This is a genomic window from Dehalogenimonas sp. W, assembly GCF_037094495.1.
Lineage (GTDB): Bacteria > Chloroflexota > Dehalococcoidia > Dehalococcoidales > Dehalococcoidaceae > Dehalogenimonas > Dehalogenimonas loeffleri.
This window is the reverse complement of sequence record NZ_CP146612.1, coordinates 843,850-867,596: the sequence shown is the minus strand read 5'-3', so window position 1 is coordinate 867,596 and position 23,747 is coordinate 843,850. Positions and strand designations below refer to the sequence as shown.

At 53.9% G+C, this 23,747-nt stretch carries 35 protein-coding genes, 1 tRNA gene and 2 pseudogenes; 31 read left to right on the top strand and 7 right to left on the bottom strand.

Features of this window, described 5'->3' with window-relative positions:
- Positions 1–5: 5 nt before the first annotated feature.
- Entirely contained in the window at positions 6–794 is a 789-nt protein-coding gene (locus V8247_RS04525) for a GIN domain-containing protein (RefSeq protein WP_338739219.1), read from the bottom strand.
- A 135-nt stretch (positions 795–929) separates the two neighbouring features.
- A complete protein-coding gene (locus tag V8247_RS04520) occupies positions 930–1,571 on the bottom strand; it encodes a GIN domain-containing protein (RefSeq protein WP_338739218.1) in 642 nt (213 codons plus the stop codon).
- 232 nt (positions 1,572–1,803) lie between these two features.
- On the opposite strand from V8247_RS04520, the gene V8247_RS04515 reads away from it, so the two are divergent.
- Genes V8247_RS04515 through V8247_RS04485 form a run of 7 tightly spaced genes read left to right on the top strand, consistent with a single transcriptional unit; the run spans position 1,804 to position 4,779 of the window.
- On the top strand, positions 1,804–2,028 hold the full coding sequence (locus tag V8247_RS04515; protein ID WP_338739217.1) for a hypothetical protein: 225 nt from the start codon (positions 1,804–1,806) through the stop codon (positions 2,026–2,028).
- A 21-nt stretch (positions 2,029–2,049) separates the two neighbouring features.
- Positions 2,050–2,742 carry a ComF family protein gene (locus tag V8247_RS04510; RefSeq protein ID WP_338739215.1) on the top strand — a complete coding sequence of 231 codons (693 nt, stop codon included), beginning with the start codon at positions 2,050–2,052 and terminating at the stop codon, positions 2,740–2,742.
- A 20-nt stretch (positions 2,743–2,762) separates the two neighbouring features.
- Positions 2,763–3,299, top strand: a complete 537-nt coding sequence (locus V8247_RS04505; protein ID WP_338739213.1) for an HPF/RaiA family ribosome-associated protein — start codon at positions 2,763–2,765, stop codon at positions 3,297–3,299.
- 18 nt (positions 3,300–3,317) lie between these two features.
- A complete protein-coding gene (locus V8247_RS04500; protein ID WP_338739211.1) occupies positions 3,318–3,812 on the top strand; it encodes a hypothetical protein in 495 nt (164 codons plus the stop codon).
- 7 nt (positions 3,813–3,819) lie between these two features.
- Entirely contained in the window at positions 3,820–3,996 is a 177-nt protein-coding gene (locus V8247_RS04495) for a hypothetical protein (protein WP_338739209.1), read from the top strand.
- Between the two features lies 1 nt (position 3,997).
- Entirely contained in the window at positions 3,998–4,267 is a 270-nt protein-coding gene (locus V8247_RS04490; RefSeq protein WP_338739206.1) for a hypothetical protein, read from the top strand.
- On the top strand, positions 4,264–4,779 hold the full coding sequence (locus V8247_RS04485) for a methylated-DNA--[protein]-cysteine S-methyltransferase (protein ID WP_338739204.1): 516 nt from the start codon (positions 4,264–4,266) through the stop codon (positions 4,777–4,779). The genes V8247_RS04490 and V8247_RS04485 overlap by 4 nt, the downstream gene beginning before the upstream one ends.
- Positions 4,780–4,832: 53 nt before the next feature.
- Here the strand turns inward: V8247_RS04485 and radC are convergent, their stop codons facing one another.
- Positions 4,833–5,582: a DNA repair protein RadC gene (gene radC / locus V8247_RS04480; protein WP_338739202.1), complete on the bottom strand. Its 750-nt coding sequence runs from the start codon at positions 5,580–5,582 to the stop codon at positions 4,833–4,835.
- Between the two features lie 128 nt (positions 5,583–5,710).
- Between radC and ispD the strand changes: the two genes are divergently transcribed.
- The 8 genes from ispD (at position 5,711) to V8247_RS04440 (ending at position 10,375) form a co-directional block, all read left to right on the top strand.
- A complete protein-coding gene (gene ispD, locus V8247_RS04475) occupies positions 5,711–6,403 on the top strand; it encodes a 2-C-methyl-D-erythritol 4-phosphate cytidylyltransferase (RefSeq protein ID WP_338739201.1) in 693 nt (230 codons plus the stop codon).
- A gap of 1 nt (position 6,404) precedes the next feature.
- Positions 6,405–6,884 carry a 2-C-methyl-D-erythritol 2,4-cyclodiphosphate synthase gene (gene ispF / locus V8247_RS04470; protein ID WP_338739198.1) on the top strand — a complete coding sequence of 160 codons (480 nt, stop codon included), beginning with the start codon at positions 6,405–6,407 and terminating at the stop codon, positions 6,882–6,884.
- A 69-nt stretch (positions 6,885–6,953) separates the two neighbouring features.
- A complete protein-coding gene (gene cysS / locus V8247_RS04465) occupies positions 6,954–8,396 on the top strand; it encodes a cysteine--tRNA ligase (RefSeq protein ID WP_338739196.1) in 1,443 nt (480 codons plus the stop codon).
- 332 nt (positions 8,397–8,728) lie between these two features.
- A complete protein-coding gene (locus tag V8247_RS04460; RefSeq protein ID WP_338739194.1) occupies positions 8,729–9,028 on the top strand; it encodes an autorepressor SdpR family transcription factor in 300 nt (99 codons plus the stop codon).
- Complete coding sequence (locus V8247_RS04455; RefSeq protein WP_338739192.1) at positions 9,018–9,686, top strand: SdpI family protein; 669 nt, start codon at positions 9,018–9,020, stop codon at positions 9,684–9,686. Before V8247_RS04460 ends, V8247_RS04455 begins: the two co-directional genes overlap by 11 nt.
- A gap of 23 nt (positions 9,687–9,709) precedes the next feature.
- Complete coding sequence (locus tag V8247_RS04450) at positions 9,710–9,925, top strand: hypothetical protein (protein ID WP_338739190.1); 216 nt, start codon at positions 9,710–9,712, stop codon at positions 9,923–9,925.
- A complete protein-coding gene (locus V8247_RS04445; RefSeq protein ID WP_338739188.1) occupies positions 9,922–10,236 on the top strand; it encodes a YbjQ family protein in 315 nt (104 codons plus the stop codon). Before V8247_RS04450 ends, V8247_RS04445 begins: the two co-directional genes overlap by 4 nt.
- 63 nt (positions 10,237–10,299) lie before the next feature.
- Positions 10,300–10,375, top strand: a tRNA-Ala gene (locus V8247_RS04440).
- 500 nt (positions 10,376–10,875) lie between these two features.
- On the opposite strand, the pseudogene V8247_RS09135 reads toward V8247_RS04440, so the two are convergent.
- From V8247_RS09135 to V8247_RS04420, 3 genes and pseudogenes are all read right to left on the bottom strand, one after another.
- Positions 10,876–11,943 (bottom strand): annotated as a pseudogene (locus tag V8247_RS09135) (recombinase family protein); the annotation flags it as partial.
- Between the two features lie 9 nt (positions 11,944–11,952).
- A complete protein-coding gene (locus V8247_RS04425) occupies positions 11,953–12,885 on the bottom strand; it encodes an ImmA/IrrE family metallo-endopeptidase (protein WP_338739184.1) in 933 nt (310 codons plus the stop codon).
- Complete coding sequence (locus tag V8247_RS04420; RefSeq protein WP_338739182.1) at positions 12,882–13,283, bottom strand: helix-turn-helix transcriptional regulator; 402 nt, start codon at positions 13,281–13,283, stop codon at positions 12,882–12,884. Before V8247_RS04420 ends, V8247_RS04425 begins: the two co-directional genes overlap by 4 nt.
- Before the next feature lie 161 nt (positions 13,284–13,444).
- Here V8247_RS04420 and V8247_RS04415 point away from each other — a divergent pair.
- The 11 genes and pseudogenes from V8247_RS04415 to V8247_RS04365 all read left to right on the top strand — a co-directional run.
- Positions 13,445–13,651 (top strand): annotated as a pseudogene (locus V8247_RS04415) (helix-turn-helix domain-containing protein); the annotation flags it as partial.
- A gap of 19 nt (positions 13,652–13,670) precedes the next feature.
- Positions 13,671–13,892, top strand: coding sequence for a hypothetical protein (locus V8247_RS04410; RefSeq protein WP_338739178.1), 222 nt, complete (start codon positions 13,671–13,673; stop codon positions 13,890–13,892).
- Complete coding sequence (locus tag V8247_RS04405; protein WP_338739311.1) at positions 13,892–14,992, top strand: hypothetical protein; 1,101 nt, start codon at positions 13,892–13,894, stop codon at positions 14,990–14,992. The genes V8247_RS04410 and V8247_RS04405 overlap by 1 nt, the downstream gene beginning before the upstream one ends.
- Before the next feature lie 7 nt (positions 14,993–14,999).
- The gene (locus V8247_RS04400) at positions 15,000–17,294 is read left to right on the top strand and encodes a DUF3854 domain-containing protein (protein WP_338739176.1); all 2,295 of its coding nucleotides are present in this window, start codon (positions 15,000–15,002) and stop codon (positions 17,292–17,294) included.
- On the top strand, positions 17,291–17,536 hold the full coding sequence (locus V8247_RS04395) for a hypothetical protein (protein WP_338739174.1): 246 nt from the start codon (positions 17,291–17,293) through the stop codon (positions 17,534–17,536). Before V8247_RS04400 ends, V8247_RS04395 begins: the two co-directional genes overlap by 4 nt.
- On the top strand, positions 17,533–17,754 hold the full coding sequence (locus tag V8247_RS04390) for a hypothetical protein (RefSeq protein ID WP_338739172.1): 222 nt from the start codon (positions 17,533–17,535) through the stop codon (positions 17,752–17,754). The genes V8247_RS04395 and V8247_RS04390 overlap by 4 nt, the downstream gene beginning before the upstream one ends.
- 2 nt (positions 17,755–17,756) lie before the next feature.
- Complete coding sequence (locus V8247_RS04385) at positions 17,757–18,116, top strand: J domain-containing protein (RefSeq protein ID WP_338739170.1); 360 nt, start codon at positions 17,757–17,759, stop codon at positions 18,114–18,116.
- Positions 18,117–18,181: 65 nt separating this feature from the next.
- A complete protein-coding gene (locus V8247_RS04380; RefSeq protein ID WP_375340882.1) occupies positions 18,182–19,027 on the top strand; it encodes an ATP-binding protein in 846 nt (281 codons plus the stop codon).
- A gap of 180 nt (positions 19,028–19,207) precedes the next feature.
- Positions 19,208–19,993: a C2H2-type zinc finger protein gene (locus V8247_RS04375; protein WP_338739165.1), complete on the top strand. Its 786-nt coding sequence runs from the start codon at positions 19,208–19,210 to the stop codon at positions 19,991–19,993.
- Entirely contained in the window at positions 19,993–20,238 is a 246-nt protein-coding gene (locus tag V8247_RS04370; protein WP_338739163.1) for a hypothetical protein, read from the top strand. Before V8247_RS04375 ends, V8247_RS04370 begins: the two co-directional genes overlap by 1 nt.
- A complete protein-coding gene (locus V8247_RS04365) occupies positions 20,228–20,455 on the top strand; it encodes a hypothetical protein (RefSeq protein ID WP_338739161.1) in 228 nt (75 codons plus the stop codon). Before V8247_RS04370 ends, V8247_RS04365 begins: the two co-directional genes overlap by 11 nt.
- A gap of 10 nt (positions 20,456–20,465) precedes the next feature.
- Here V8247_RS04365 and V8247_RS04360 read toward each other — a convergent pair whose 3' ends face one another.
- A complete protein-coding gene (locus V8247_RS04360) occupies positions 20,466–20,825 on the bottom strand; it encodes a hypothetical protein (RefSeq protein ID WP_338739159.1) in 360 nt (119 codons plus the stop codon).
- 121 nt (positions 20,826–20,946) lie between these two features.
- Here V8247_RS04360 and V8247_RS04355 point away from each other — a divergent pair, with 121 nt between their 5' ends.
- The 5 genes from V8247_RS04355 to V8247_RS04335 all read left to right on the top strand — a co-directional run bounded on the left by V8247_RS04355 (position 20,947) and on the right by V8247_RS04335 (position 23,744).
- Entirely contained in the window at positions 20,947–22,044 is a 1,098-nt protein-coding gene (locus tag V8247_RS04355; protein WP_338739157.1) for a hypothetical protein, read from the top strand.
- A 306-nt stretch (positions 22,045–22,350) separates the two neighbouring features.
- Positions 22,351–22,563, top strand: a complete 213-nt coding sequence (locus V8247_RS04350) for a hypothetical protein (protein ID WP_338739156.1) — start codon at positions 22,351–22,353, stop codon at positions 22,561–22,563.
- Positions 22,564–22,705: 142 nt separating this feature from the next.
- Entirely contained in the window at positions 22,706–22,909 is a 204-nt protein-coding gene (locus tag V8247_RS04345) for a cell division protein FtsH (protein ID WP_338739154.1), read from the top strand.
- A gap of 36 nt (positions 22,910–22,945) precedes the next feature.
- Entirely contained in the window at positions 22,946–23,125 is a 180-nt protein-coding gene (locus V8247_RS04340; RefSeq protein ID WP_338739152.1) for a cell division protein FtsH, read from the top strand.
- A gap of 31 nt (positions 23,126–23,156) precedes the next feature.
- Positions 23,157–23,744 (top strand): hypothetical protein, encoded by a 588-nt coding sequence (locus tag V8247_RS04335; RefSeq protein WP_338739150.1) that lies wholly within the window; start codon positions 23,157–23,159, stop codon positions 23,742–23,744.
- Positions 23,745–23,747: the final 3 nt, after the last annotated feature.

Here is a 23,747-nt window from a genome sequence, read left to right as displayed (position 1 = left end):
TGTCCTCAGCCCTGGTTGATGGACGAACCACCGCTGACATTGACGTCCCCCAGCGTCGGGTTGCCGAAGTACCGCAGTGATGATGCCCCGGATAGTAGAACGTCAAGTTCGCCGTTGGCATTAACTGAACCGGAAGTCGCCCCGGAATAACTGACACTAATGTTGCCGGCGATAAATTCCCGCAGGATAACGCTGGAAACGCTCGAACCGGTCACCACCAGATTACCGCCGGAACCGGAAATTTCCAGAGTTGAAACCCCGCTGATATTGAACGAACCATTACCGGAATTGATGCTCCCTGTAATCCTGGAGGCACCGGAAATCAGCAATTCCAGCTCACCCGACTGCATATCCGCCAGCTCAACACTGCTGGCGCCGGAGGCTTTTAAGGTCAGGGCATGACTGTAACTAAAGCCGGACACGGTCGCACTGGACGCCCCGGAAACGTCAACACTGAACAGATCCGGCATGGTAATGGTAGCTTTAAGTGAGGCCAGAGTATAGCTGCCGGCCTTCAATTGAACGTAAAGAGTGTCACCGGTGCGTTCCAGCGCCAGATAGTCAAAAATATTCTCATTAGTGGTCACACTGACGCTGAATTCATCAGACCGGACAATATTCACTTCAAATGCGGTAGCCGCCTGTACCCGGGTAAAGCCGGAAAAATCAAAGGTTTGAGTCTCCACCGGACCCCGGCCGACGATACTGCCGATGGAACAACTTATGGAAAAACAACCTGTGACCGAAACCATCAACCCGGTAATCAATAACAAGACCAATAATTTTTTATGCATATTGAAGGCTCCTTGTACCAGTACCCCACTCTTTTATATCTCCGATGCCGGACATACCAGCATTATAAAGCGCTAAGGGTTTTCAGATACCCGGCAAATGGCTAGATTTTGACCGTCCTTTAGAACAGCCTGTCTTCATTTTCGACTGAGGCTGGAAGCCCCGGTAACCTTGATGTCTCCCATCGATGGCGTTCCTGTCCAACGGAGACTGGACGCCCCGGTGACCTCGGCATCCAAACGCCCGGAAATATCCAGCGTTACAGTGGACGCCCCTCCCAGTGTTATCCGGGCATCAGTCACCTTCAACTGTTCCATACTGGCATGTGAGGTCGCCATCAGCGACAGATCCAAAGTGTCCGTCCGACCGGCTAGCTCAAAGAATGAGGCAGCTCCGCCCACCAGCTTCAGGTGACGGCAGTCCATGTCGCCAGTCAGCTTGCCGGCACCGGACAGTTCCGCGGTGAAACTGTCCACGCCAGTGAATCCGGTTATCTTGCCCCGGGTGGCTGCAGTAAATTTAATAGCCGCCAGCTCCGGCATGGTGATTTTGAGTTTAGGCGACGGTACCTGTTTGAACAGCAGTCCGATATGTCCCAGTCTGGTCCGAAATTTAGCCTTCAGCACACCGCCGGATACTGCCACTTCAATTTCCCTGATGATTTCATCGTCGGCTTCAACCGCCACACTGTATCCGGTACCCCGGCTGATCTCCACCTGCATGGCATTGCGCGCTTCAACCGCCGTAAAACCTTCCAGTTCAAATTCCTTGCGGGGCATGAGCCACCTCCTTCGGATAACGACCAGAGTCCAATATGCCCCTGCATATTGGCGTTTATCGTCAAAATTATAACACCGGCAGCCATCTTGTGTCCGCCGGGTTCCTGTACTTGAACCGAATTACCGCACCACAATGGACTCATCTGGAAATTCTTGCTAAGGTATTAGTACATAAGATATACTACCATCTCAGTGAAACAAGCGGGTAGAACCCGGTTGGGAGGTAGTCTCAGTGGACGAAACCAGATTTCCCAGGTGTCAGGTATGTAAAACCGGCGACCTGGTACCCCTCTCCGACTTTGGCAACCAGGGAGCCGCTATCCATTACAAAGCATGGGTTTGCACAAATCCCGAATGCGGTTATAATTTAAAAATCCGCAATGGAGATGTTTATATCAACGAACCCATCGGCAGTGGCGCCAACAACCTGCGTCAGCGCAATTCCGGCAATTACTAGTCCGGAAGCCCGGCGCTGACCATGCTGGGCCGGCTGCTCGGAGGTCAGGACCGTTTCCTGAATTTTTTCTTTCCCCGGTATTGCCTGGGCTGCGGGCGCGAAGGCGCCTATATTTGCCGCCGCTGTCAGCCGAATCTGCCTTTCCAACAACCCCCGTTCTGTCCCCGCTGCGGCAAGAGCCTGGATCATCACTCCGGATGTGATGAGTTGGCGCCGGAACTGTCGCAACTCCACTCTGTTTTCCGTTTTGAAGGCATCGTCAAGAAGGCGGTGCATCAGTTCAAGTACAACAACCTGCGTGACCTGGCGGGACCGCTGGGCGGCTTTATGGCCGAATACCTGAAAAATAACGACCTTCAGGCCGACGCCCTGATACCTGTTCCCCTGCACAAATCCCGGCTGCGGGAACGCGCCTATAATCAATCGGAACTGCTGGCACTGATGATTCACCGGCTGACCGATACCCCCGTCTTTGTGGATACCCTCAAAAAGATCCGGCCGACACCGCCCCAGGCCGAAAGCGCCTCGGTTGATGTCCGTCGCCGGGCTGTAGTTGATGCTTTTCAGTGCTATAATAGTAAATTAACGGGGCGCAGCGTCCTCCTGATTGACGACGTCGCCACCTCCGGCGCCACCCTGAGCGCCTGTGCCCGGGTACTGGCAGCCGCCGGAGCCGGCCGAGTCACGGCACTGACACTGGCCCGCGAAATCTAAATAGGTTCAAGGAGGCCCGCATGGACATCATCATTACCGCCAGGAACCTGACCTTGGCCGAAACCACCCGGAAGCAGATTGAGCGTAAGTTTGCCAAAATCGGCCGCCATCTGCCTCAGGCCAGAGAACTGAAACTGGAGATAACCGAACAGGCCACCAAGGCCGCCAAAGACCGCTTTATCGCCCGGGCTGCATTAGACATCCTCGGCCCGGTAATCAACGCCGAAAGCCGCGCCGCCAGTCTGCCCAGTGTGATAGATCAACTGGTGGCGATCCTTGAACGCCAGGCTCAAGATTTTAAAACCAAAGGCGCCGAATTCAGCCGGGACACCCAGCGTCTGGAAGTCCCCGAGGCTGCCGGGACTGGAGGTAAGGCGCGTCCGGTCGTGGAGATTGAACGCTACGCCACCAAACCGATGTCAGTGGATGAAGCGGTAGCCGCCCTGAGTGACTCAAGGGACGACATGATGCTGTTCCACAACGAACGAGGCCAGGTCAACCTGTTACGCCGGCGCGGCGACGGCGGCTTTATCCTCACCCTCAGCGAAGCGGCCTGAGAAGGTGGTTAACTAAATATGACAAAGTCAAAAAACCGTTTCCTGTATCTGGCGCTGGTCTTCTTCCTGGGCATCATCGCCATACTGGTAGGAGACGGCTATCTCGGGTTATACGACACGTTAAAACTACGGCCAGGCGAGAGCTACGATCAGGTATTTGAAGCGGATTACTGGCAATCAGAATTCAATTACGCCTACTTCGGCGACGGCGACTCGGTTACCGGTACCTATACCATTGATAACCGCGGGTTCTCAAATTATGCCGAACACCTCACCATCACCGTGGAACGCAACCAGCAGGTGATTTCAGAGTTGCTGGCGGTGGATTTCACGGTTGACGCCTTCGGCGTCATGGAATTCAATTTCACCTTTGCCACGGCCACACTGGCTCCGGCGGACGGTGATACCCCGCTGGAATACACTCTGATTATCAGACACGGCGAACTGGAACGACGCGTTATTTTCAGTGTAAGCCGGCTGTCGGTACCGCCGAAAGTGATTACGGGAGGATAATACCGGGATGAGAATCACCTATGTGTTATACGGCTTCGGCATACTGCTGTCACTAGCCGGTGTCGGTTTTCTGGCGGCGGAATACCTGCGGTTTATGTCCGACGCCGGCAAGCTGGCAACCCTGATTCTGGCCGTGGCCATGTTTGCCTCGCTGACCCGTTACTTTGAAGAAGTGGGGTACTGATATGCTTACCGCCGCCGCTATTCTCCTATCATTCGGCCTCATTGTCTGGCTCTCGGTCAGGGGGTTCCGCGGCCAGCCGGTTAAGGCCCACCATATTACCTACGGTCTGGCCGTCATCACCGCCGTCTATACGGTAGCCTTTTTCCTCAGTATGGATATGCCGCAACTTTTCAAAATCATCTTCAGCATCCTGGCCGGCATAGGTCTAATCTTTCTCGCCGCGGCCATGCAGCGGCGCCGGGATGAACAAAATGACAAGAGGCAGCCATGAACACTAAGAGTGCGTCAAAATACGATGTCGTGGAAACCGCCGTCGGCTGGACAGGTCTTGAAATCACCGAACAGGGTATCAAGCGGCTGACATTGCCGGCTAAAAACCGCCAATCCGCTCTGGCGGCGCTGGGCATTGAGGAAAAGGACATCACTCACGAAGCCGGCGGTGCCGGTCTGGCCGACCGCCTGAAGCACTTTTTCCTCGGTGAACCGGTGGTCTTCAAGGAGGGACTTGACCTGAGTGCCGCCACCGAATTTCAGCAGCAGGTCTATCAAGCTGCCTGCACTATTCCCTACGGCCAGACAATCAGCTACGGCGAACTGGCCCGGCGGCTCGGCAAACCCGGCGCGGCGCGCGCGGTAGGCCGGGCACTGGGCGCTAATCCCGTGCCGATACTGATTCCCTGCCACCGGATCGTTGGGGCTGACGGGTCTTTGACCGGATTCACCGGCGGGCTGGATGCCAAGCAGCAACTACTGGATATGGAACAACCGAAAAAACCCGGTTAAACAGCGCCTGATGAATCAGTGAGTTCCGGCCAGCTTCTGGTTGCGGCCGCCTCTTACCGGCTGTTTTCCCGCAACTGTTGGAACTCTGTCTTGTACTTGTCCAGCAGGCCCTCCGAAGCCAGACTGTGGTAGCAGTTATCCCCGATGATAATATGATCCAGAGACCGGATATTCATGGTCGCGGCGGCGAACACCAGGTCACGGGTAATGTCCCGATCCTGCTGACTCGGTGAAGGGACGCCGGAGGGGTGATTGTGAACGAAGATCATCGCCGCCGCGCCCAGCCGCAATGCCTGTTCCACCACTTCCCGGACCCATACCACCGAGGCATTGACCGTACCCCGGGACATCTCGGCGATATCCAGAATCCGGTTCTGACTATTCAGATACAGCACCTTGAAGACTTCCTTTTTCAGGCCGGACATTGAGGAATAGAGATAATCAAACACCTGGCGCGGCGTAACGCAGCTTTCCGGCCAATCCTGAGCCTTAGCCTTTTCTTTCAAAAACTCCCGCGCCGCCTCAGCCACCAGCCGGATAGCAACGGAGTTGGCCGGGCCGATACCCTTAATCTCCTGCAATTCCTCCGAAGTTGCCTCCAGCACCCCGCGGAAGGTTTTAAAACGCTTAATAGCGGCCTTGGCGGCGGGCTTGCAGTCACGCCGGGGCGTGCCCAGCGTCAACAACAACTCCACCGCTTCATAGTCAGCCAGCGCGATCAGCCCGCCCTTATCAAAGCGTTGCCGCAGCCGCTCGCGATGGCCGGCAGAAGGATGTTCCTGATTAGCAGTATTTTCCGGCATAAACACGCCGTTTATACCACTTTTCAGCCGCGGCCGCCAAGCCTGCCATCCAGAAAAACCAAAAATACTCCGGGTACTAATTCTTTAGTACCTAGCGCTGATCCACCATCATGCCTTATAATGCCGCCATGTATAACAAAGAACGTGTAGCCGCAATTATCGCCGCTGCGGGGAGCAGTGAGCGCATGCATGGAGTAGACAAGATCTTCGCCCACCTGGGCAACCGTCCGGTGCTGGCGCGTGCCGTATTTCCGTTTGAGTGTGCCGAGGTCGTTGACCGCATTATCGTCGTCCTCAGCCCCGACAACCTTGCTGCCGGGGAGGCACTGAGCGACTCCGAAAAATGGGGTAAAGTCACTGATATCATTCCCGGCGGCGAACGCCGCCAGGATTCGGTGCAACAAGCGCTGGACCGCCTGGCCGACGACGACATCAAATGGGTGATTATCCACGATGGTGCCCGTCCGCTGGTCCGGGTTGAGCAGATAGAAGACGGCATGACCGCAGTTCAGGCCACCGGCGCCGCTGTGTGCGCCGTACCGGTCACCGACACCATTAAACTGGCCGGCGAAAACAGTTTTATTCAGGAGACTCCGGACCGGTCCCATCTCTGGAACGCGCAAACCCCCCAGATTTTCCGCTATGACCTGATCCGTCGGGCTTACGATGCCGCCTCCGGCACGGTGACCGATGATTCAATTCTGGTGGAACGGCTGGGGGTGCCGGTTAAACTGTATAAAGGTTCGCCGGCCAACGTCAAGATTACCACGCCGGAAAGTCTGGCCGCCGCCGAGATTATCGTGCGGAGACACGCCGAATAACATGAATTTCCGAACGGGCATCGGCTACGATGTCCACCGCCTGGAACCGGGCGGGCGGCTGGTGCTGGGCGGGGTAACGGTGCCGTTTACCAGCGGTCTGACCGGCTGGAGCGATGCCGATGTCCTGACCCATGCGGTCATGGACGCCCTGCTGGGAGCGGCGGGACTGGGGGACATCGGCCGGCACTTCCCGCCGGGGGACCCGCAATTCAAAGGCATCGCCAGCCTGGAATTGCTCCGGCAGGTGGGCGAAATGCTGACCCGGGCCGGCTGGCGTACCGGCAATATTGATGCCGTCATCGCCGCGGAACAACCGCGGCTGAGCCCCCATATCCCGGCCATGCAGGTCAATCTGGCTGACGCGCTGGGCCTTGAACCAGGCGCGGTCAGTATCAAGGCCACCACCACCGAGCAACTCGGCTTCGTCGGCCGGGAGGAAGGCATGGCCGCCTGGGCGACCGTACTCATCTCAACCGGATAATTTCTTCGGCGCTTCAACCCTCCCGTTAAGTAACCACGGTTAATTTCTGGTATCATAGACGGATTAATGATGAAAATATCCAATACCCTCAGCGGCACAAAAGAAGAATTTACCCCCCAGGCTGAACAGGTCAAGATGTATGTCTGCGGCATCACACCGCAATCCGCGGCGCATATCGGCCATGCCATGAGCTATATCAATTTTGACGTTATCCGCCGCTATTTACGTTACCTGGGCCATCCGGTCAAATATGTGCAAAACTTTACCGACGTTGATGATAAAATCATCGCCAAGGCCGTCCCGTTAGGCCTGACGCCGCTGGAGTTGGCTGACCGCAACATCGCCGATTTCAAAACCGACATGGCCGCGCTTAACATCCTGCCGGCCGACGTTTATCCCCGGGTGACTCAGGAGATTCCAGCCATTTTAGAACTGGTTGAGGGGCTGGTTGCCAGGGGTTTTGCGTATGAAGTCAAGGGTTCGGTCTATTTCCGCGTTACCCGATTAGAAGACTACGGCAAACTGTCCCACCGTACCCTGGAACAAATGCAAGCCGGAGCCCGCATTGAGATCGGCGAGGACAAGGAACATCCCATGGACTTCGTCCTGTGGAAGGCTGCCAAACCCGGCGAACCAGCCTGGGATTCCCCGTGGGGACAAGGTCGGCCCGGCTGGCATATTGAATGCTCGGCCATGGGCCGCAAGTACCTGGGTGAAACCATTGATATCCACGGCGGCGGGGCCGACCTGATCTTCCCGCATCATGAGAATGAGATCGCCCAATCGGAAAGCTTCACCGGCCGGAAGCCCTTCGTGCGTTACTGGCTGCACAACGGCCTGCTGCAGCTGGGCGGCGAAAAAATGAGCAAATCTCTGGGCAACCTGATCACCATCAAAGAAGCCCTGACCAAATACTCCGCCGACGCCCTGCGGGTCTTCGTGTTGTCTTCCCACTACCGCAGCCCGCTGACCTATGCCGACGAAATCATTGAAGGGGCGGAAAAGGGTGCCCGGCGTCTGGCCCAGGCGGCTGAAGACCGCCATGGCAAGACCGGCGCCGCTTCCTTTGACAGTCAGCCCTACCGGGAACGGTTCATGACAGCCATGGATGACGACTTCAATACCCCCCGTGCCCTGGCCGCCCTTTTTGACCTGGCCCGGGAGATAAACCGGCTGGAGGCCGTGGGCGGCAGCGTCGCCCCGGCCAGGGCACTGCTCCGGGAACTGGGCGGGGTGATGGGCCTGCGTCTGGAAACTACCGCTGCCCCCACCGGCGACGACACCGCTTTACTGGCGGCCGCCGCCGAAATCTGGCAGGCGGCCGGCCGCCGGGCCGTTGACTGGGAAGGCGACACCGCCCGGGCGATGACAGACCTGCTTACGCTGCGCACCGAACTGCGACGGGATAAACATTACGCTGAAGCCGACAACCTGCGTAACCGGCTGGATGACGCCGGCGTAATCATCAAGGACACCCCGGCGGGCCCGGTTTGGGAGTTCAAAGCGGGTTAAGCCCGCAGCATTTTTGGTAATCAACCGGGAAAACGAAGGCAACGAATCCTTTTTTACGAATGAAAAACGGTTTCAGCGCATTCGTCAGCGCAAAAAACAATTCCTCGTTTGCCACAGTATTATTTCCAACGCACCAATGACGAATTTTCCATCCAAATTAACAGAACATATTATACCATATAATACAGTATATTTTACCCAATTTATGTCTCATTTTACCAATTCCTAAAAATATTTTTAGCATTACCTGATAGCCGGCCTGGCCACCACGACCTGTTGACATCCCGGTCTGCTTCTTATATTATTATTTCGGTATTTAACGAATTATAAAAATGACCGAAAGCATTTTCAAAGCCCTGGCTGACGTCTCCCGGCGCAAGATACTCAAACTGCTGGGAGAACGGCCGATGACCGCCGGAGAAATCGCCGACCATTTCCAACTGGCCAAGTCCACCCTCTCCGGTCATTTCAACGTACTCAAAGCGGCTGACCTGATACAGGAAGAACGTCGGGGCACCGTTATCGTCTACAGCCTTAATGCCTCAGTCATTGATGAAGCGCTGTCTGTTATCATGGGCGTGCTTAAAATCGGCGAGAACAAAGGAGAGAAGAGACACACCGATGAAACTTAACTGGCGCCAGGAATGGCCGAGTCTGCTGCTGATTGCCGGCATGTTTATCGCCACGGCGTTAAGCTGGTCCAGCGCCCCGGACAGCATTCCCGTCCACTGGGGTATTAACGGCGAGGTTGACCGCTACGGCGGTAAGTTTGAGGGCTTGATGCTGTTGCCCCTGTTGGCCGTGGGCATCTACCTGATGCTGCTGTTCATCCCCCGGATTGATCCCAAACGCACCAACTACGAGCGCTTCGCCAACGTATACCGCATCATCCGGATAGTAATGCTTGTTTTCATGGCCGCCATCCACGGTGCCATCATCGCCATCGTACTTGGTTCCGGCATTGATATCAGCCTGGTGGTGATGGTGATAGTAGGACTGTTGCTGGCCATTCTGGGCAACTATTTCGGCAAGCTCAAGCCTACCTGGTTTGTCGGCATCCGCACCCCGTGGACGCTGACCAGCGACCTTTCCTGGGACAAGACCCACCGGCTCGGCGGGCGGTTGTTCGTCATTTTAGGGCTGCTGCTGGCGGCGTCGGGTATTATCGGACAGGAATGGGCCTTTTATCTGGTATTCGGATTGATGTTCGCCATGATTATCTATTTGGTGATTTATTCTTATGTTGTCTGGAAATCCGACCCTGACCGGCGTCAAGGACTCACCAGGTAATTAGCAACGGAAAAGGAGGTGCAATGAAACAACTGGGTTTCGGCCTGTTCATCGTGGCGTTTATCGCCATGCTGGGCAGTTTCGTCTGGCTGATGGCCACGGAAGCGGAACAGACACCATGGATTGTTATTCTGGTCACCGGCGCTTTCCTGCTGGGCACGATTCTATTACTGGCACAGGCTATCGTTGACCGGCAGAAACAAAAGAAAAAGGAAAATTTTGAGGAGGTAGACAATTGATCGTAGTAACAACCCCTAACGTTCCCGGGAGAAACATCGTCAAAACCATCGGCCTGGTGCGCGGCTCCACCATCCGGGCCAAGCACATCGGCAAGGACATCATGGCCGGTTTTCGCGGCCTGGTGGGCGGCGAAATCAGTGAGTATACCCAGATGATGGCTGAAGCCCGCGAAGCCGCCTTGCAGCGCATGATTGAAGATGCGGAGAAAAAGGGTGCTAACGCGGTTATCTCCATGTCCTTCGGCACAGCTATGGTCATGCAGTCTGCGGCCGAGACCATCGCCTACGGCACCGGAGTCGTCCTGGAATAGGCGAAACGGTATTTTCAGTTGCAGAATATCGGGCAGATATGATATATTTCATATCTGTTCCTGGGGGCCGTAGTTCACTTGGGAGAACGTTTGACTGGCAGTCAAAAGGTAGAGGGTTCGAATCCCTCCGGCTCCACCAAGATTATCAATAGGTAGAACCGCGTCATAACCTCCACCATCCGGTCCAACCACGATGGGGAGTTTGTATTTAACCCTTACAAATTGTCCGTCAGTATTTATCTCTCTGACAAACGACCTGAGGAAAGACTTCCTTTCAGTCAAGCTCGAATCGACTAAAAGTTGACGCAGATCTCGGGCACGCCTCTTAACTGCGTCAACATTGACCAACTCTACCTCCTCTTTGTCGTTTTCCTCCTCGGCCTTGAGACGACTTTTCTCTAGATCCGCTTCCCGACCTCGCAGCTCGCCGATTCGTGGCGCGAGGTCATCGACCCCGATTTTCCCTGTCTCCAAGGCATCATACAGCCTTGCCAGCCTAGCCTTGGTATCGACCAGTTCGGCATCAATAACGTCAAGCTGTTCCTTTAAAGCACTTGAGGTAGAACGAAGCTCCTCGTTGGTGAGGATGGCCATTTTCTCCATATTTTCATCGGTCAGCACCCGTGTCCTCAGTTCATGGACGATTTGACGTTCCAGTTTTTCCTTGGGCAACATCCGCACATCGCAAGCGTCTTTGCCCTGCTTGGCTCCTTTCGAGCAAAGGTAGTAAAAATGTCGACCTGATTTAGCGCTATGGCCGGTCATCGCCGCGCCACACCGGCAATGAAACAGACCACTCAATAGATAAAAACTCGGAACCGTCCTGGGATGGGTAATCTGCGGCTTATTTTGAGCCATTTTATGTTGAACCGATTTAAACAATTTCTGTTCGATTAAACCCGGCCACGCGTTTTCCACTCTTACCGGTTTCTCACCGCAACGACGCACCATGCAACCCGGTCGGTCCCCCCAGACCAGCGTACCGATATAAGCCTCGTTGGAGAGTATCTTATAGATGGTGGTCCTGCCCCAGCGCTGACCGCGTTCAGTGCGCAACCCTTCACCATTGAGAGTCTTTGCAATTTCTTTACAACCCATGCCTTTCGCGGACATATCGAACATTCGCCGTACCGTCTGAACAGCGCAAGAGTCTTCAGAATCAGGCTCAAGCTTGTTTCTCATCCGGTCGCCGTCTTTGACATGGACAACGTGAAACCCATACGCAGGCTTGCTACCATTGAAAAAGCCCCTGGAGGCGTTTTCGCGCATACCCCGCCGGATGTCCTGGCCAAGGTTGGCACTGTAGAATTCATCAATGGATTCAATGACACCTTCAAGAAGCCGACCGGTCGGGCTGTCATCCACCGGCTCATTAATCGAAATGACATCAATGCCTTTATTACGAAGCAGGGTCTTGTATGTAATCGAGTCGGCACGGCTCCGGGCAAAGCGGTTTAACTTCCAGACCAGGATAGCCGAAAATGGTGGGGTTTTAGTGCGTGCCAGAGCGACCATTTCCTTGAAAGCCGGACGTAAGGCGGTACGCCCGCTTTCCGCTTCGTCGATAAACTCACGAACTATCCGATAGTTGGTCTTGGTGGCGTACTCTCTTATTGACCGGAGCTGCGCCGAAATCGACAGATCTGTATCCTGTTTGTCCGATGAGACCCGTGCGTACAAAGCGACTGTCCTTGATTGATTGTCCATCTCCCCTCCTTAGAAATGCCGGTGAAAACGCTCCAGCTTAACCGGATTAATTTTGTCTATCTGAGTATCGAAAAGGTGGCTATCTTGAATCATCAGCGCCACCATCGCTACCTTCTCTACCTGCCTACTCCGACCAGTCAACGGCTGAGCCAGAGCAGTTAGCCCTCCATCGAAATATTCATTCTCGTCCGTCAGGGTGATACGCCCAACCAGATGAGGACGTCCGGTTTTTACGGTCAGTCCAATCAGCGAACCAGCCAACGCCTTTCTTCCTCTCCTGGGGAACAGCCCATCAAGGCCGTAGACATTCGAGTCAGCGTCATCGTTATTGCTTCCGGTCCAGTAGGTGACCGCCCAGTCATTCCCGTCGGCATCGTCCGGTTCGTACAGAGACCCATAGAAGAACAGTCTGCCGCGAAGCACTTCACCCATACGAAGCAACACCTGGGAGCAGCTCTTGGAATAACCTCGCGAGAGCCTGATAACATCGAATCCGGTTTTGAATACATTGGCACGGAATTCATCTTCCGGCAGCAGTACCGCGGAGGCAAATCGATTGGCGGCAATATGCCGGGCGCTTGTCCTCAGCGGCTTATATGTAGGATACGCTTCGACGAACATGGTTTCCATCATCTCCCTCAACTCATGGAGGATGGTATTCTGAATGCCGCTTGCCGTGTCGTCATGACGATAGTAGAGACATTTCCGGTCGTCGCATATTTCATGGTAACCCCTCAGATTTCGTGGCATGGTTTCCAGACCCTTCAACTGAATGCCTAAACACGTAGCTATTGCCCTGAGCGACCTGAGGTTAACGGGCAGATCTCTCAAATAGATCCGTCTGAACTCATCCGCTTTCTGATCCTCAGTGCAATCGCCGGGACTGCCAAATTTTCCGACCAGGTGATCACAAAAACCACTCAGATCATTGAGTGTCTTCACGCACCTGATCCTGGCAGCAACTTCTTCCCGGTGGCCTTCTCGTACATCTCGACCACGAAACGCTTCACCTCTGGGGTCAGCTTCCCGTTCATCCGGGTGCCTGATTTGTAGCGAGGATCGTTCATGACGTAATTGAAGGCCATCTCCACTTCCTGTTCGTCACTGAGAGTCGGTTCGTTATTTTCCTCGAGATAACCCGCCGCCCGCAGAAGGTCTTTTTGCGTCACCTGATAGACAGACGCGAGACGTTTCATGAGATCTGGCCCGGGCGGGTTTCTCCGGCCTTGCTCAATCTGGGACAAATAAGAGTAAGAGATGCCGGTCTGCTGAGATACGGTCCTCAATGACAACCCTTGTTTTTTTCGCAGCTGTCTGACATAAGTGCCGAAATCTGGCATAGCCCCTCCTTGTTCACAATCATAGCACACACCTGTCATAAATGCAACACTTTTTAAGCAAGGATTTGGCAAGTTTATTCCGATAGAAGTGACATATAGCCCTTGACCGGAGTGGGAGTGATGTTTTACTATTGTGCTTATTTATTCCCCAGGAGTGTCACATGTTCAAGGTGATTTTGAACAAGGACAACCTCGAAAGAGCAATGCTTCGCCAAAATTTGTCACGGAAACTGTTGGCCCGAGAGATCGGACTTTCGGCAAGCTACCTGTCCCGCGTCTTGAACGGCAAACAGAATCCGACAGCTTCGGTTCGCCAGGCTCTACTCCAATATTTCAAAGGCTGTTCGTTCGATGACTTTTTCACTATCCAGGAAGATGGAGCCGGTGATGTCAATTGAAGCCGATATGGAGGATTACGAGAACGGGCTGCGCATACTAGCCCGCATGATCGCAAGAGCTCACCTAAGGGATCTGGCTCAGATGAGAAGAATCAAAACAGAGGAGGAAAGAAATGCCGACCAAGGGAGTCAACCAACTCATCAGGTTGCCGAAGCTGAGGAAGATCAGCCAGGGAATGACAATCTATTCGCTATCCAGGAGGGACGGTGATGTCGACCGAAGCTGAGCGGCAGGTAATGCATCAAGGGCTGAAGATACTGGCCCGGATGATCGCCCAGGTATATCTGAAAGATATGGCCAGGTCCAAGGAAATCGAAATCAAGGAGAAAGAAATGCCGATCAAGGGAGTCACCGAAGTCATCAGGTTACCGAGGCTGGGGAAGATCAGGCTGGGACTTAAGAGAGAGTCCAGCGAGGGCTTCACCTATCCCGTCCCCACCGACTATTTCGTCTGTCCGGATGAAGTGAGGAAGGTTTTCGGCGATAAACCGACCGAGCTTCAAATCATGCTGCCGACCGAAGAACCTCACCAGTGGGCCAGCCAATACTTAAAGTGTTACTCGGCATACCGGGGCCTCATCTGCCGCGGTGACGGCGAGACGGCAGTAGCCAGGGTGGATATCCGGACCGGTCGCATTGCCACCCATAAGGACTTGGAAACCGAACTTAGAGAGATCACTTGCGACCCCAAGACGTGCGCTTATTACGAATCCGGCCGCTGTAAGAGAGTGATGAACTTGCAGTTTTTGATTCCCAAGTGCCCGGGTTTTGGCGTCTATCAACTCGACACCAGCTCATACCACTCCATCGTCAACGTGAACTCCATGCTCGAACTCATTCAAAGCGTCTGCGGAAGACTGTCGATGATTCCGCTGTCCCTCAAGCTTGTGGAAAAGGAAGTGGAGGTGGAGGGTCGGAAAAAGATGGTGCGGGTTCTGTTTCTGAGTGCCGCCTATACCCTGGCCGAAACTCAGAAGTTAGCCCGAATGGCGCCCAGCCAGTCTTTGTTACTGCCGCCGCCGGACAGTGAAGCCCCTGACGACCTTTTCCCCTATGAAGTGACCGGCAAAGACAAGACCAGGCTGGAGGATGGTGTCACTGAAAATGAACTCATTGAGTTATGGGACAGGGCCAAGACTAAAGTCTGGCACCTTGACATCCGGGACCATCAGATCAGGCGGTGGTTCGAGAAACACTGCCATATTGAAGCGGAACTAGACGACTTCAACTCGCCTTTGCCGCCAAGTAAATTTTCCGCCGAGGGGCTGAAGCGTTTTCTGAAGGCAGTACAACGCGACGTCGCTTACTAAGATGATCATGGTAAGAAAAGATTCAAGCGGCCAGTCCGCCGCTGTCGGAGACGTTTTTTCCAAGGCTGTACCCGAGCTTCTGGAGAGTCATTTTAAACATCTTCATGAGCAGAGCGGCCTTGGTCTTGAAATAATCCGGGAGCGGAAATACCGGAGCGTCGAAGACAAAACCGAGCTTGCCAGGCTCGGCTTTGTCCCGGCGCAACAGCGAGTGCCCGGCCTCCTCATTCCACTCTGGGGTGTCGACGGCACAGCCGCGGGCATTCAACTCCGGTCCGACAACCCCCGCACCAACAACCAGGGCAAGACGGTAAAGTATGAGCTTCCGGCTGGATCGGCCAATCGCCTCGACTGCCCGCCTCGATGTCAGAAAGATCTCGGCAATCCGAAGGTGCCTTTATGGATCACCGAGGGGTCGAAGAAGGCTGACGCCCTGGCCGGCCACGGCGCCTGCGCCATATCCGTCACCGGCGTCTGGGGCTTCAAAGGGAAGAATGAGTTCGGCGGCGTTACGTTTCTGGCCGACTGGGATTACATCGCCCTCAAGGACCGTTCCGTCTATCTCGCCTTTGACTCCGACATCGTAACCAAGGAACCGGTACGGAAAGCACTGTCGCATGTCGCCGAACACATCCGGCGCAAGGGAGCAGCGGTACATGTCATCCAATTACCTCAACTGGAAAATCAGCAGAAAACCGGTATCGACGACTACCTGCTGCAACACTGCCTTGCCGACGCTGAAAAGCTGGTCACCGATTTCAAGTTGGAGGAGGAAGAGCGCGAATGTTACGTCTCCGGCTTTATTCTTCGTGACGGCACGGTCGGCGAGATGGTGGTCGATGAAGACGACCGGTATTTCATGATCTCGGCCGGCGGCGCCATCAAAAAAATGTGGCAGTACGACACCTCGAAGGTGACTTACCTGCCAACGAATGACCCGTTGGTCGGCCAAGTGGTACATTTCGCCCCCGCCGCGGCGCCCTATGATTCACAGGCCAAACTATTCGGTGAAGTGCAGAGTTTCATTCATCGCTACATGGAGTTGCCGGCTGACTTCGAAGAGATCGCTTCACTCTATGTGCTTCTGAGCTGGGTATATGAGTTTGCCCCGTCGATTCCGTATCTCCGGGTGATCGGTGACTGGGGTACCGGCAAGACGCGCTTGTTGCAAGTGGTCGGAAATATCTGCTTCCGCCCGATGTTCGCCTCCGGCGCCACGACACCGTCGCCGATCTTTCGCATCCTGGAACAATTCAGAGGCACGCTGGTGCTTGATGAAGCCGATTTCAAGGATTCCTCCGCCTGGACGGAGATGGTAAAACTGCTCAATAACGGCTATCGGCCGGGGATGCCGGTCCTTCGGGCGGATAAAGAAAACGGAAAATGGTTCCCGCGAGGCTACCAGGTATTTGGTCCGAAGCTTTTATCAACAAGATTCCCTTTCGCCGACGAGGCCCTCGAAAGCCGCTGCCTGACTTCAGAAATGATGCCCCTCACCCGTGACGACATCCCAAGGGTGCTGCCGGCATCGTTCGATAAGGAGGTCGGGACGTTACGCTCAAAACTATTAACCTTTCGCCTGCAAAACCTGTGCCGCCTCAAAGGTAAAACCTTCGGTAACGAGCTGCTCGAACCAAACCTGCAGCCGCGTCTTCAGGAGATACTCATCCCCATGAAAGCCATGCTTAACGGCGACCATGCCATGGCGGAGGCCCTTGGCGGCTTCGTCCACCGGCTGCAAGAGTCGCTTTATACCCGGCGCCGGGAAAGCGATGCCGGCAGAGTACTTGCCGCCATGATCGAATTACATCAGGAAAAGCACGAACTATCACTCAAAAACATCGCCGTAAGAGCTGACGCCATGGATGAGGAGTCACCTACTCTTAACCCGGAGAAAGCTGGCTGGCTGACCCGGAGACTGGGCTTTCAGAAAGACAAGGGAAGCACCACCCGGCGAAGGGTGGTGTGCTGGGATCAAGTCAGGGTAGAAAGTCTGGTTAAACAGTATGGGCTTAGGCTTGAGCCGCCCGTATCGGGTGAAAAACCTTTCATTCCTTTCGAACCTTTCGAAACAGCTTCGGATTCGGCGAAAGGTTTTACAGATCCAGGAAAACCTTTCGGAAAAACAACGGATAAATCAACTGATTTAGCTTCAAACAGGGTGAAAGGTGTTGAAACTGCGGAAAAACCTTTCGAAAAACCTTTCAATCGTGAGCCCAAACGTGGCCCGAAAGGTTTGAAGGGTTCGAAAGGTTTTGTAGGGAATACGGCTCCTGAACATCAATCAAAGGGAGTGACATGAAGAAGAAACGGACACTTTATGAATGTGCCCATGCCAGGGTGAACGGCAAAAGAATCTACTGCCGCAAAGGGTTTCCGTTGTCCGATAAGGCCGCAAACGGTGGAATTGACATCATCCGGCTGGCACGTGGTGAACCGCTGGCGCTCGAAATCTGCCAGGCCTGTTCCTGCTTCGTCAGACTTGGGCCGCTCATCCCTCAGGAAGAACGCGGCTGGATTAAGAAGAAAGGGGTGAGGCAATGATCGATTTCCTGGGCAGGCTCTACGAAAAGTTCTGGCGAACGGCAGGGGGCAAACCGTGGACCGAGATCATTCGGGATGACCAGAAAAAGGCGCCTCTGATTTACATGCTTATATTCCTCGGCCTGGGCATTTTGCTTGTAAGGCTCGGCGGCAAGTACTGGTGGCTGATGCTCATCGGTTTCTTCCTGGGAGTTCTTGCTGGTCATTTTTGGTGGTAAACATGGAAGACAGATTCAACCGTATCAGGCACATGCAACATGACCTGGCGTGCGAGCTTCAATCTTTCATGGCGGAGCTTTTTACCAGCGCCGCTGACCCGGCTACCATCATCGGTTTCGCCCAGCGGCTGGGCATGGATATGTCAGGTGCCGGCGGAAGCAGGCCGATAAACCAGCCTGCTCTTGACCCGTACCGAATTCTTGGTTGCGACCGCACCGCTTCGAAAGAATTTGCTAGGCGGCGTTATCTGGATCTCCTGCGAAAGCTTCACCCCGATACCGCCGGCATCAGCGGCACCGAATACCTGACTCAGATAGTAACCGAAGCCTTCAGGCGGATCTGCCAGGAAAGGGGGTGGTAAAAGTGAAAAACGATGATGTCATCGAACTGCTTTCGGAAATCGCCCGGTTTGAAGACTCGGTGGATATGGAGAACGACTATCGCATCGGCTGGGGATGGCGCCATGTCAGGATTTGGCCGGCGACGCTGTCCCGGCTGTTCAAGGATGGATACCTTGATAATGTCTTTCGATCCAACTCCCATACCGGCTACCGGTTGAGCGAACTGGGCAAAAGCGTTCTTTCGGCTGAAATTACGCCTCCTGAAACGCGCCAGGAATTAAAACCAGAGATATCCGACACTCTTTTCGGGGACATCATCGGCCATGACGGCGTGAAAGAGCTTCTCAGGGCGGCACTTCTGGCAGAAAAGCCGGTGCATGTGCTGCTGACCGGGCCACCGGCGCTGGCCAAAACGCTTTTTCTGTGGGACATCGAAAGAGCCGGAGGCGAAAAGGCTATCTGGCTGGTCGGTTCGGCGACTTCAAAGGCCGGGCTGTGGGACCTGGTGGCCGGGCGGGAACCGCAGATTCTGCTTATAGACGAGATCGACAAAATGAACGCCGCCGATACCGCGGCGCTGCTGACCATGATGGAAGGCGGACGGTTGGTGCGGGCTAAAAGGGGCCGTGAACTCGATATCAACAACCCCCTCAGAGTCATCGCCGCCTCCAACCGTTGCGAAAAACTGTCGCCGGAACTACGGTCACGCTTTGCCATTCGAAAGCTCGATCCCTATGGGAGGGCCGAGTTTCTAACGGTGGTGAGAGGTGTGTTGGTGCGCTCCGAAGGCCTCGACCAGGAGCTGGCTGGGGAAATCGCCCGCCGTCTGGACGGGCTCACCCAGAATGTCCGGGATGCCATCCGGGTGGCAAGACTTGCGCCTCAACTTGGGGTAGAAAAAGCTATCGCGTTGTTAATCGGATCAGGGTGAAAGTCAATCGGGGAGGGGGGTGACCCCTGAGGCAAGGGGGGAATAGTGTTTAAGTTTTTTTCGGGTATTCACAGACGGGTATCTACAGCGGGTATTTACACTGTAGTCGTGGCCTGTACGTTCCACAGGCTGTTCGATTAATCCTTAAACAGGAACGAGGCGAGTCCGGGGAGGTAGAAAATGTACACATGCAAGATTTGCGGGAGAGAGTTTAAGTCGATCAAGGCGCTCGGCGGGCATACGTCGGGCGCCCACCCGGCGAAAAATATTGAACCGTCTAATGCTGAGGGTGATGTTCCTGAACAGGCGGAAGGCGAAAAGGATGACGAGAGCATCGCCGCCGAAATCAGGGAATATCTGGGTAAGGGTTACAGCTTTGAACAGCTCACAAAACAGCTTCACTTCAAGGACAGGACGGTTAGGCAAGAGATAGCCAAGATGACGCCGGCGGCCGATACCCAACCGAGCAGCCTGCCGGCGACCTATAAACAGAGCGAAGTCATTTCCCCCGAGGCCGTTTTACGCCGTTACATGGGCGACAGCTATGAAGAACAATGCGAGCTGCGGGGTATGATGAAACTCCGGGCATCGATGCTACTGGTAATGGAGCTGGCCAACATCCAGAAGACGGAAGCCGAAGCGGAGGCTAAGCGATTTGAGCCGCTACTCAGGGTGCTCAATGCTTCGCGCGAGGAACTCGATGCCGCGGCGGTAAGAGCCAGGGGTGCGAGTTTAGAGATGGCCAGGGAAGCGGCCCAGGAGGCGGTTGGCGGTGTGTTGGGCTACATCGAGGAGAAGTTGCCCAAGGGACCGCCGCCGAAGACGGTCGATGAAGCCTATGCCAAGCGGGTCGATAAGGTGATGGACATGATGTGGGGCATGATGGAACAACAGATGGTTCCCGGCCGGGGCGGCGGAAAAATACCTGAAGGCTGGGAGACAGAGCAAAAGAAAGGAGGCGCGTAATGTTTAATCCGGGTATGGCAGGCATCAGCCGGCAGCAAATGGAGCAGGCGCAAGAGGTTGGTCAACACATGGGCATGGAGATAACCAAGCACCGAAAAGAAGGCCGGCTCGAAGTAAGGTTTTACCTTCTAAACCCTAAAGACAGTCTCGACCTGGGCGAGCCGGTGGACCAGCTTTGTGATCAGCTGGCCTGGGGCTTTTCTACCATGTTCGGCATCAAGGGCAAGATCGTCAATGTGGAATAAGTATTTCGCCATGTTGGCTATGGCAGCTCTTCTGAGGGCTGATTACGAGATCCACAACCCGCCGGAGGAGGTAAATCCTCCGGCGAATACTCGCCAGTTAAGCAGCGAGGCTTTGGCTTTGCTGCAAAAAAGATGGGCGGAAAAAGCGGTTCGGAAGTACGCTGAAGCCCAGGATAAGAAGTGGCGGAACTGGCAGGCGGCGATGTTCGAAGAATAAGAGTCAAATTTTAGGAATTGGTATTAGACATCGCTGAAGAAATCAATCCAATTATCAGAGCAACCACTAATAAAGGTGGGCCAAAGTCCGTGTCAACAGAAAAACCCGCTATGAAAGCAAGCCCGACTGCTAATAACCCTAAAATACCCCCGAGTACATAAGTCAACCACAACGACATACCCACCGTTACTAATGGAATCAGCCAGAACACCCATGAGATTCCAGTTTCCGGAGTAATAGCATCGGCCACACTTGCGAAAGCTCTAATTATTTCTGTCTCTGGATTGATACCTATATGAATCCACAAACCACTAAGGAAGCCAAACCCGATTACGAATTCACACAGAAAAACAGGTGCAAGTTTTTGCACGAATTAACTCCCTCGCCAGATAGATTAAGTTGCGATGTAATAATAATTTGCCTGGTATCAAACATCAAGGTCATCGTATCACGTGGTTAGCCCTCAATTTTATATGCTAAGATTAGAAGACATGAAGCAGATATTGTCTACTTGGCCGGTTTTGCAAACCGTGTTTAGCTTTATCGCCAAGTTCACTCTCCTTCTCTTTTTTTGCGTAATTTTGACGCTACTGTGCGGAGCCATCTACCTTGAAATGTTATTTCCCCGTCAAATTGCGAATCCAATCTTATTAACTTTTACCGCCTTCGCCATTTTGGTGCTGGCTGGATTTTTCACCCAAAATTTTTTTAAAAACTTGTCTCGATATCGTCCTGCTAGCAAACCTGCCAACAATAAGCAAAATAAAGTCATTTTGGTGTTTTTGGCTTTTTTTCTCCTTATGCTGGCCTCGGTTTGGATTTACAAGGATCATATTAAGCCCGAAGCACTTCTGGCAAGAGCTGAAAAACAATTCGAGATTGTTTTAAGAGGGGAAATTCCTGTTGAGAGTGTCAGGTCAACGTTAGTAATTCTTCAAGAGGAAATTGAACGTCTTAGAAAACAATACAAACCATCTAATACTTATGATCGCATTACCATTTATTTATATCCGAACATTGTTGATTTTCGATCGGATACTGGACAAAACGACGCTCATGGTGCATTCAGCGTGTTGAATGACGGATCACCCTTGCTATTTCTTGTTGCTGAAAAAGCAAGGGATTCGATGAAATCCAATATAACGACTCCAACCCCAAGTCATGAAATCTCCCACCTGGTTATCTATGAAACGCTCGGGGCTGCTGCTATTGAGATGTTTCCACGAGGTATTTATGAAGGCTTAGCTGTCAAAGACAGTCTTAAAGGGTTTCAGCGGTTCCCAGAGCGAATTTTTTTACGACTTGACCTGATGATGTCATCCGTGAACACCCACGACATCAAGAACTTCCTTGTTTATGGAAGCCCATCAGAATCTATGCGAGCATCTCAACTATATAGTACCTCCTATGAATTCGTCGAATACCTATCCAGTCGTTATGGGGATTACTTGTTTACAGACATATTTCGATATATGACCGATGGAAACCATTTTTTAATTGGTTTTTATAGGACTGTTGGGTTAGATTTTGGTGAAGTTTATGAAGAGTGGGTTGACCGATACTTTCTAGAACGCCAGCTGGTCGAATAGTCCTTGAAGTGAATGTGGTTCTTCAACCTAAGATATTATTCCTCTTCTAGCCAAAGCTAAAATACCCTCGCCCTATTGACACGTCAGATACAGCCTGTATAATCTAAAACCGTAAGCCTCGTGAGCTTGCCGACTGAAGTTGGCTCACGAGGCTATTTGTATTCAGCGGCAGCTCACAGGCTCGCATAAGGGGTCAGCACTCCGGACCGGCAAGGTTCAGGCTGACCCCTTTGCCTTTCCGCCCGGAGTGCACCCCCAAAAATGTCCCGGCCGCGAACGGACCGAGACTAAAGAGGAGGTGCCCGCATGGGTAAGTACGCAAGCTGGTCTGACCTGGAGAAAAATGTCCCCGTCACCTACCAAGAGAAGGCAACCCCTGAATCCTACCGCACCGGCATGAACGGCATCGCGCCGACCGGTCAAAAGGTGAAGGAAGGCCGGGTAAACCACTATCGCGACGGCGTTGACGGCAAGGGCCCGGTCATGGTGAGCGGCTACAAGCGCGCCATGTTCGAGTAGCGCCTGCTCTGCCTGATGCCTTTTCCTTGTGGTTGATATGAGATCCCCTGCCGCCGTCGCGGCGGCGACAGGGGAACCAACCCGAGAGAGACGGCACCAGGCAAACACCGTAAGTTCGATCGAAAGTAAGTTGGAGGAAACCATGTTCACTTCACAGCAAATCAGCGGGCCGGTGGCGCCGGGGCAGTATAACCCGATGCAGGTAAGCGGGCCGGGCGCCTACTATCCGACCCAAACTGAAGATCCCTTTTCGGGGATGTTCAGCGCCATGATGCCGATGATCATGATGGTGATGATGATGGCTATCATCATGCCGATGATGAAGGGCGTCACGTCCAAAGACTGATTCAAAAAAGGAATAGAACCAGGAGGAAATTAAAACATGTACGTAACACAGCAGGCCCGTCCCCAGCAGTATCAGTACGGCACCGTCGGCGGCTACTATCCGCAGCAGACCAACGACATGTCGAGCATGTTCTCGGCGATGATGCCGATGATCATGATGGTGATGATGATGGCCATCATGATGCCGATGATGAAGGGCATCACCGGCAAGTCCTAGGCGATTCCAGCGAACAGGAGGAGAAAAACTCATGACAAAAGAGATCATTCCGCAGCAACTCCCGGGCTATCCCGGTACGCGGCCTCCGAAGGGCTGGGTGCCGCCGCTCGGTCAGTCGTTGTCGCTGCTCGGTGTTTACGACAACGAATCGGGCTACTGGATGGGGTTGCCGCTTCAGGTGCTCAGAGAGGCACTCCTTTCCGCTGAGGTTCTGCAAACCGAGGACCGCATCGATGAGCGCGACAAGGTTGAAGTTACCATCCCCGACCTGAGCGCCCAGGACGTGGTCAAAACCGCGGAGCTTGAAGTGCCGGCGGGAGAGGTATGGTACCTTAACCGCCTCAACCTCATAACCGAAGCCGAGGTGTCAGGCAATATCCGCGTCTCGAAGTTCCCCAAGGCGGATACCGTCGATAAGAAGTACCTCGGCACCGATCAGGCGGCCGGAAACGACGAAGACTATGATCTGGGCGCGGCCGGGCAACTGGGGGCCGATCTCAGGCTGGTTGGTGGCGACAAGCTGACGCTGGTGGCCACGGTGACCGCCGCTGGCGGCGCGACAGCCGACCGCAAGGTGACCCTGAATCCCTTCGGCCGTAAGGCACGACGCCTGGTTTAAGCA

Excerpts from the sequence above, each read along its gene's own strand:
- V8247_RS04450 (WP_338739190.1), top strand. The coding sequence starts at position 9,710 with ATGAAACAACTGGGTTTCGGCCTGTTCATCGTGGCGTTTATCGCCATG.
- V8247_RS04370 (WP_338739163.1), top strand. The coding sequence starts at position 19,993 with ATGTTTAATCCGGGTATGGCAGGCATCAGCCGGCAGCAAATGGAGCAG.
- V8247_RS04490 (WP_338739206.1), top strand. The coding sequence starts at position 3,998 with ATGCTTACCGCCGCCGCTATTCTCCTATCATTCGGCCTCATTGTCTGG.
- V8247_RS04345 (WP_338739154.1), top strand. The coding sequence starts at position 22,706 with ATGTTCACTTCACAGCAAATCAGCGGGCCGGTGGCGCCGGGGCAGTAT.
- V8247_RS04520 (WP_338739218.1), bottom strand. The coding sequence starts at position 1,571 with ATGCCCCGCAAGGAATTTGAACTGGAAGGTTTTACGGCGGTTGAAGCG.
- radC (WP_338739202.1), bottom strand. The coding sequence starts at position 5,582 with ATGCCGGAAAATACTGCTAATCAGGAACATCCTTCTGCCGGCCATCGC.
- V8247_RS04355 (WP_338739157.1), top strand. The coding sequence starts at position 20,947 with ATGAAGCAGATATTGTCTACTTGGCCGGTTTTGCAAACCGTGTTTAGC.
- V8247_RS04335 (WP_338739150.1), top strand. The coding sequence starts at position 23,157 with ATGACAAAAGAGATCATTCCGCAGCAACTCCCGGGCTATCCCGGTACG.
- V8247_RS04460 (WP_338739194.1), top strand. The coding sequence starts at position 8,729 with ATGACCGAAAGCATTTTCAAAGCCCTGGCTGACGTCTCCCGGCGCAAG.
- ispF (WP_338739198.1), top strand. The coding sequence starts at position 6,405 with ATGAATTTCCGAACGGGCATCGGCTACGATGTCCACCGCCTGGAACCG.
- V8247_RS04385 (WP_338739170.1), top strand. The coding sequence starts at position 17,757 with ATGGAAGACAGATTCAACCGTATCAGGCACATGCAACATGACCTGGCG.
- cysS (WP_338739196.1), top strand. The coding sequence starts at position 6,954 with ATGAAAATATCCAATACCCTCAGCGGCACAAAAGAAGAATTTACCCCC.
- V8247_RS04375 (WP_338739165.1), top strand. The coding sequence starts at position 19,208 with ATGTACACATGCAAGATTTGCGGGAGAGAGTTTAAGTCGATCAAGGCG.
- V8247_RS04340 (WP_338739152.1), top strand. The coding sequence starts at position 22,946 with ATGTACGTAACACAGCAGGCCCGTCCCCAGCAGTATCAGTACGGCACC.
- V8247_RS04420 (WP_338739182.1), bottom strand. The coding sequence starts at position 13,283 with ATGCCAGATTTCGGCACTTATGTCAGACAGCTGCGAAAAAAACAAGGG.
- V8247_RS04365 (WP_338739161.1), top strand. The coding sequence starts at position 20,228 with ATGTGGAATAAGTATTTCGCCATGTTGGCTATGGCAGCTCTTCTGAGG.
- V8247_RS04380 (WP_375340882.1), top strand. The coding sequence starts at position 18,182 with ATGGAGAACGACTATCGCATCGGCTGGGGATGGCGCCATGTCAGGATT.
- V8247_RS04510 (WP_338739215.1), top strand. The coding sequence starts at position 2,050 with ATGCTGGGCCGGCTGCTCGGAGGTCAGGACCGTTTCCTGAATTTTTTC.
- V8247_RS04525 (WP_338739219.1), bottom strand. The coding sequence starts at position 794 with ATGCATAAAAAATTATTGGTCTTGTTATTGATTACCGGGTTGATGGTT.
- V8247_RS04505 (WP_338739213.1), top strand. The coding sequence starts at position 2,763 with ATGGACATCATCATTACCGCCAGGAACCTGACCTTGGCCGAAACCACC.
- V8247_RS04500 (WP_338739211.1), top strand. The coding sequence starts at position 3,318 with ATGACAAAGTCAAAAAACCGTTTCCTGTATCTGGCGCTGGTCTTCTTC.
- V8247_RS04495 (WP_338739209.1), top strand. The coding sequence starts at position 3,820 with ATGAGAATCACCTATGTGTTATACGGCTTCGGCATACTGCTGTCACTA.
- V8247_RS04400 (WP_338739176.1), top strand. The coding sequence starts at position 15,000 with ATGGTAAGAAAAGATTCAAGCGGCCAGTCCGCCGCTGTCGGAGACGTT.
- V8247_RS04410 (WP_338739178.1), top strand. The coding sequence starts at position 13,671 with ATGTCAATTGAAGCCGATATGGAGGATTACGAGAACGGGCTGCGCATA.
- V8247_RS04405 (WP_338739311.1), top strand. The coding sequence starts at position 13,892 with ATGTCGACCGAAGCTGAGCGGCAGGTAATGCATCAAGGGCTGAAGATA.
- V8247_RS04350 (WP_338739156.1), top strand. The coding sequence starts at position 22,351 with ATGGGTAAGTACGCAAGCTGGTCTGACCTGGAGAAAAATGTCCCCGTC.
- V8247_RS04390 (WP_338739172.1), top strand. The coding sequence starts at position 17,533 with ATGATCGATTTCCTGGGCAGGCTCTACGAAAAGTTCTGGCGAACGGCA.
- ispD (WP_338739201.1), top strand. The coding sequence starts at position 5,711 with ATGTATAACAAAGAACGTGTAGCCGCAATTATCGCCGCTGCGGGGAGC.
- V8247_RS04395 (WP_338739174.1), top strand. The coding sequence starts at position 17,291 with ATGAAGAAGAAACGGACACTTTATGAATGTGCCCATGCCAGGGTGAAC.
- V8247_RS04455 (WP_338739192.1), top strand. The coding sequence starts at position 9,018 with ATGAAACTTAACTGGCGCCAGGAATGGCCGAGTCTGCTGCTGATTGCC.
- V8247_RS04485 (WP_338739204.1), top strand. The coding sequence starts at position 4,264 with ATGAACACTAAGAGTGCGTCAAAATACGATGTCGTGGAAACCGCCGTC.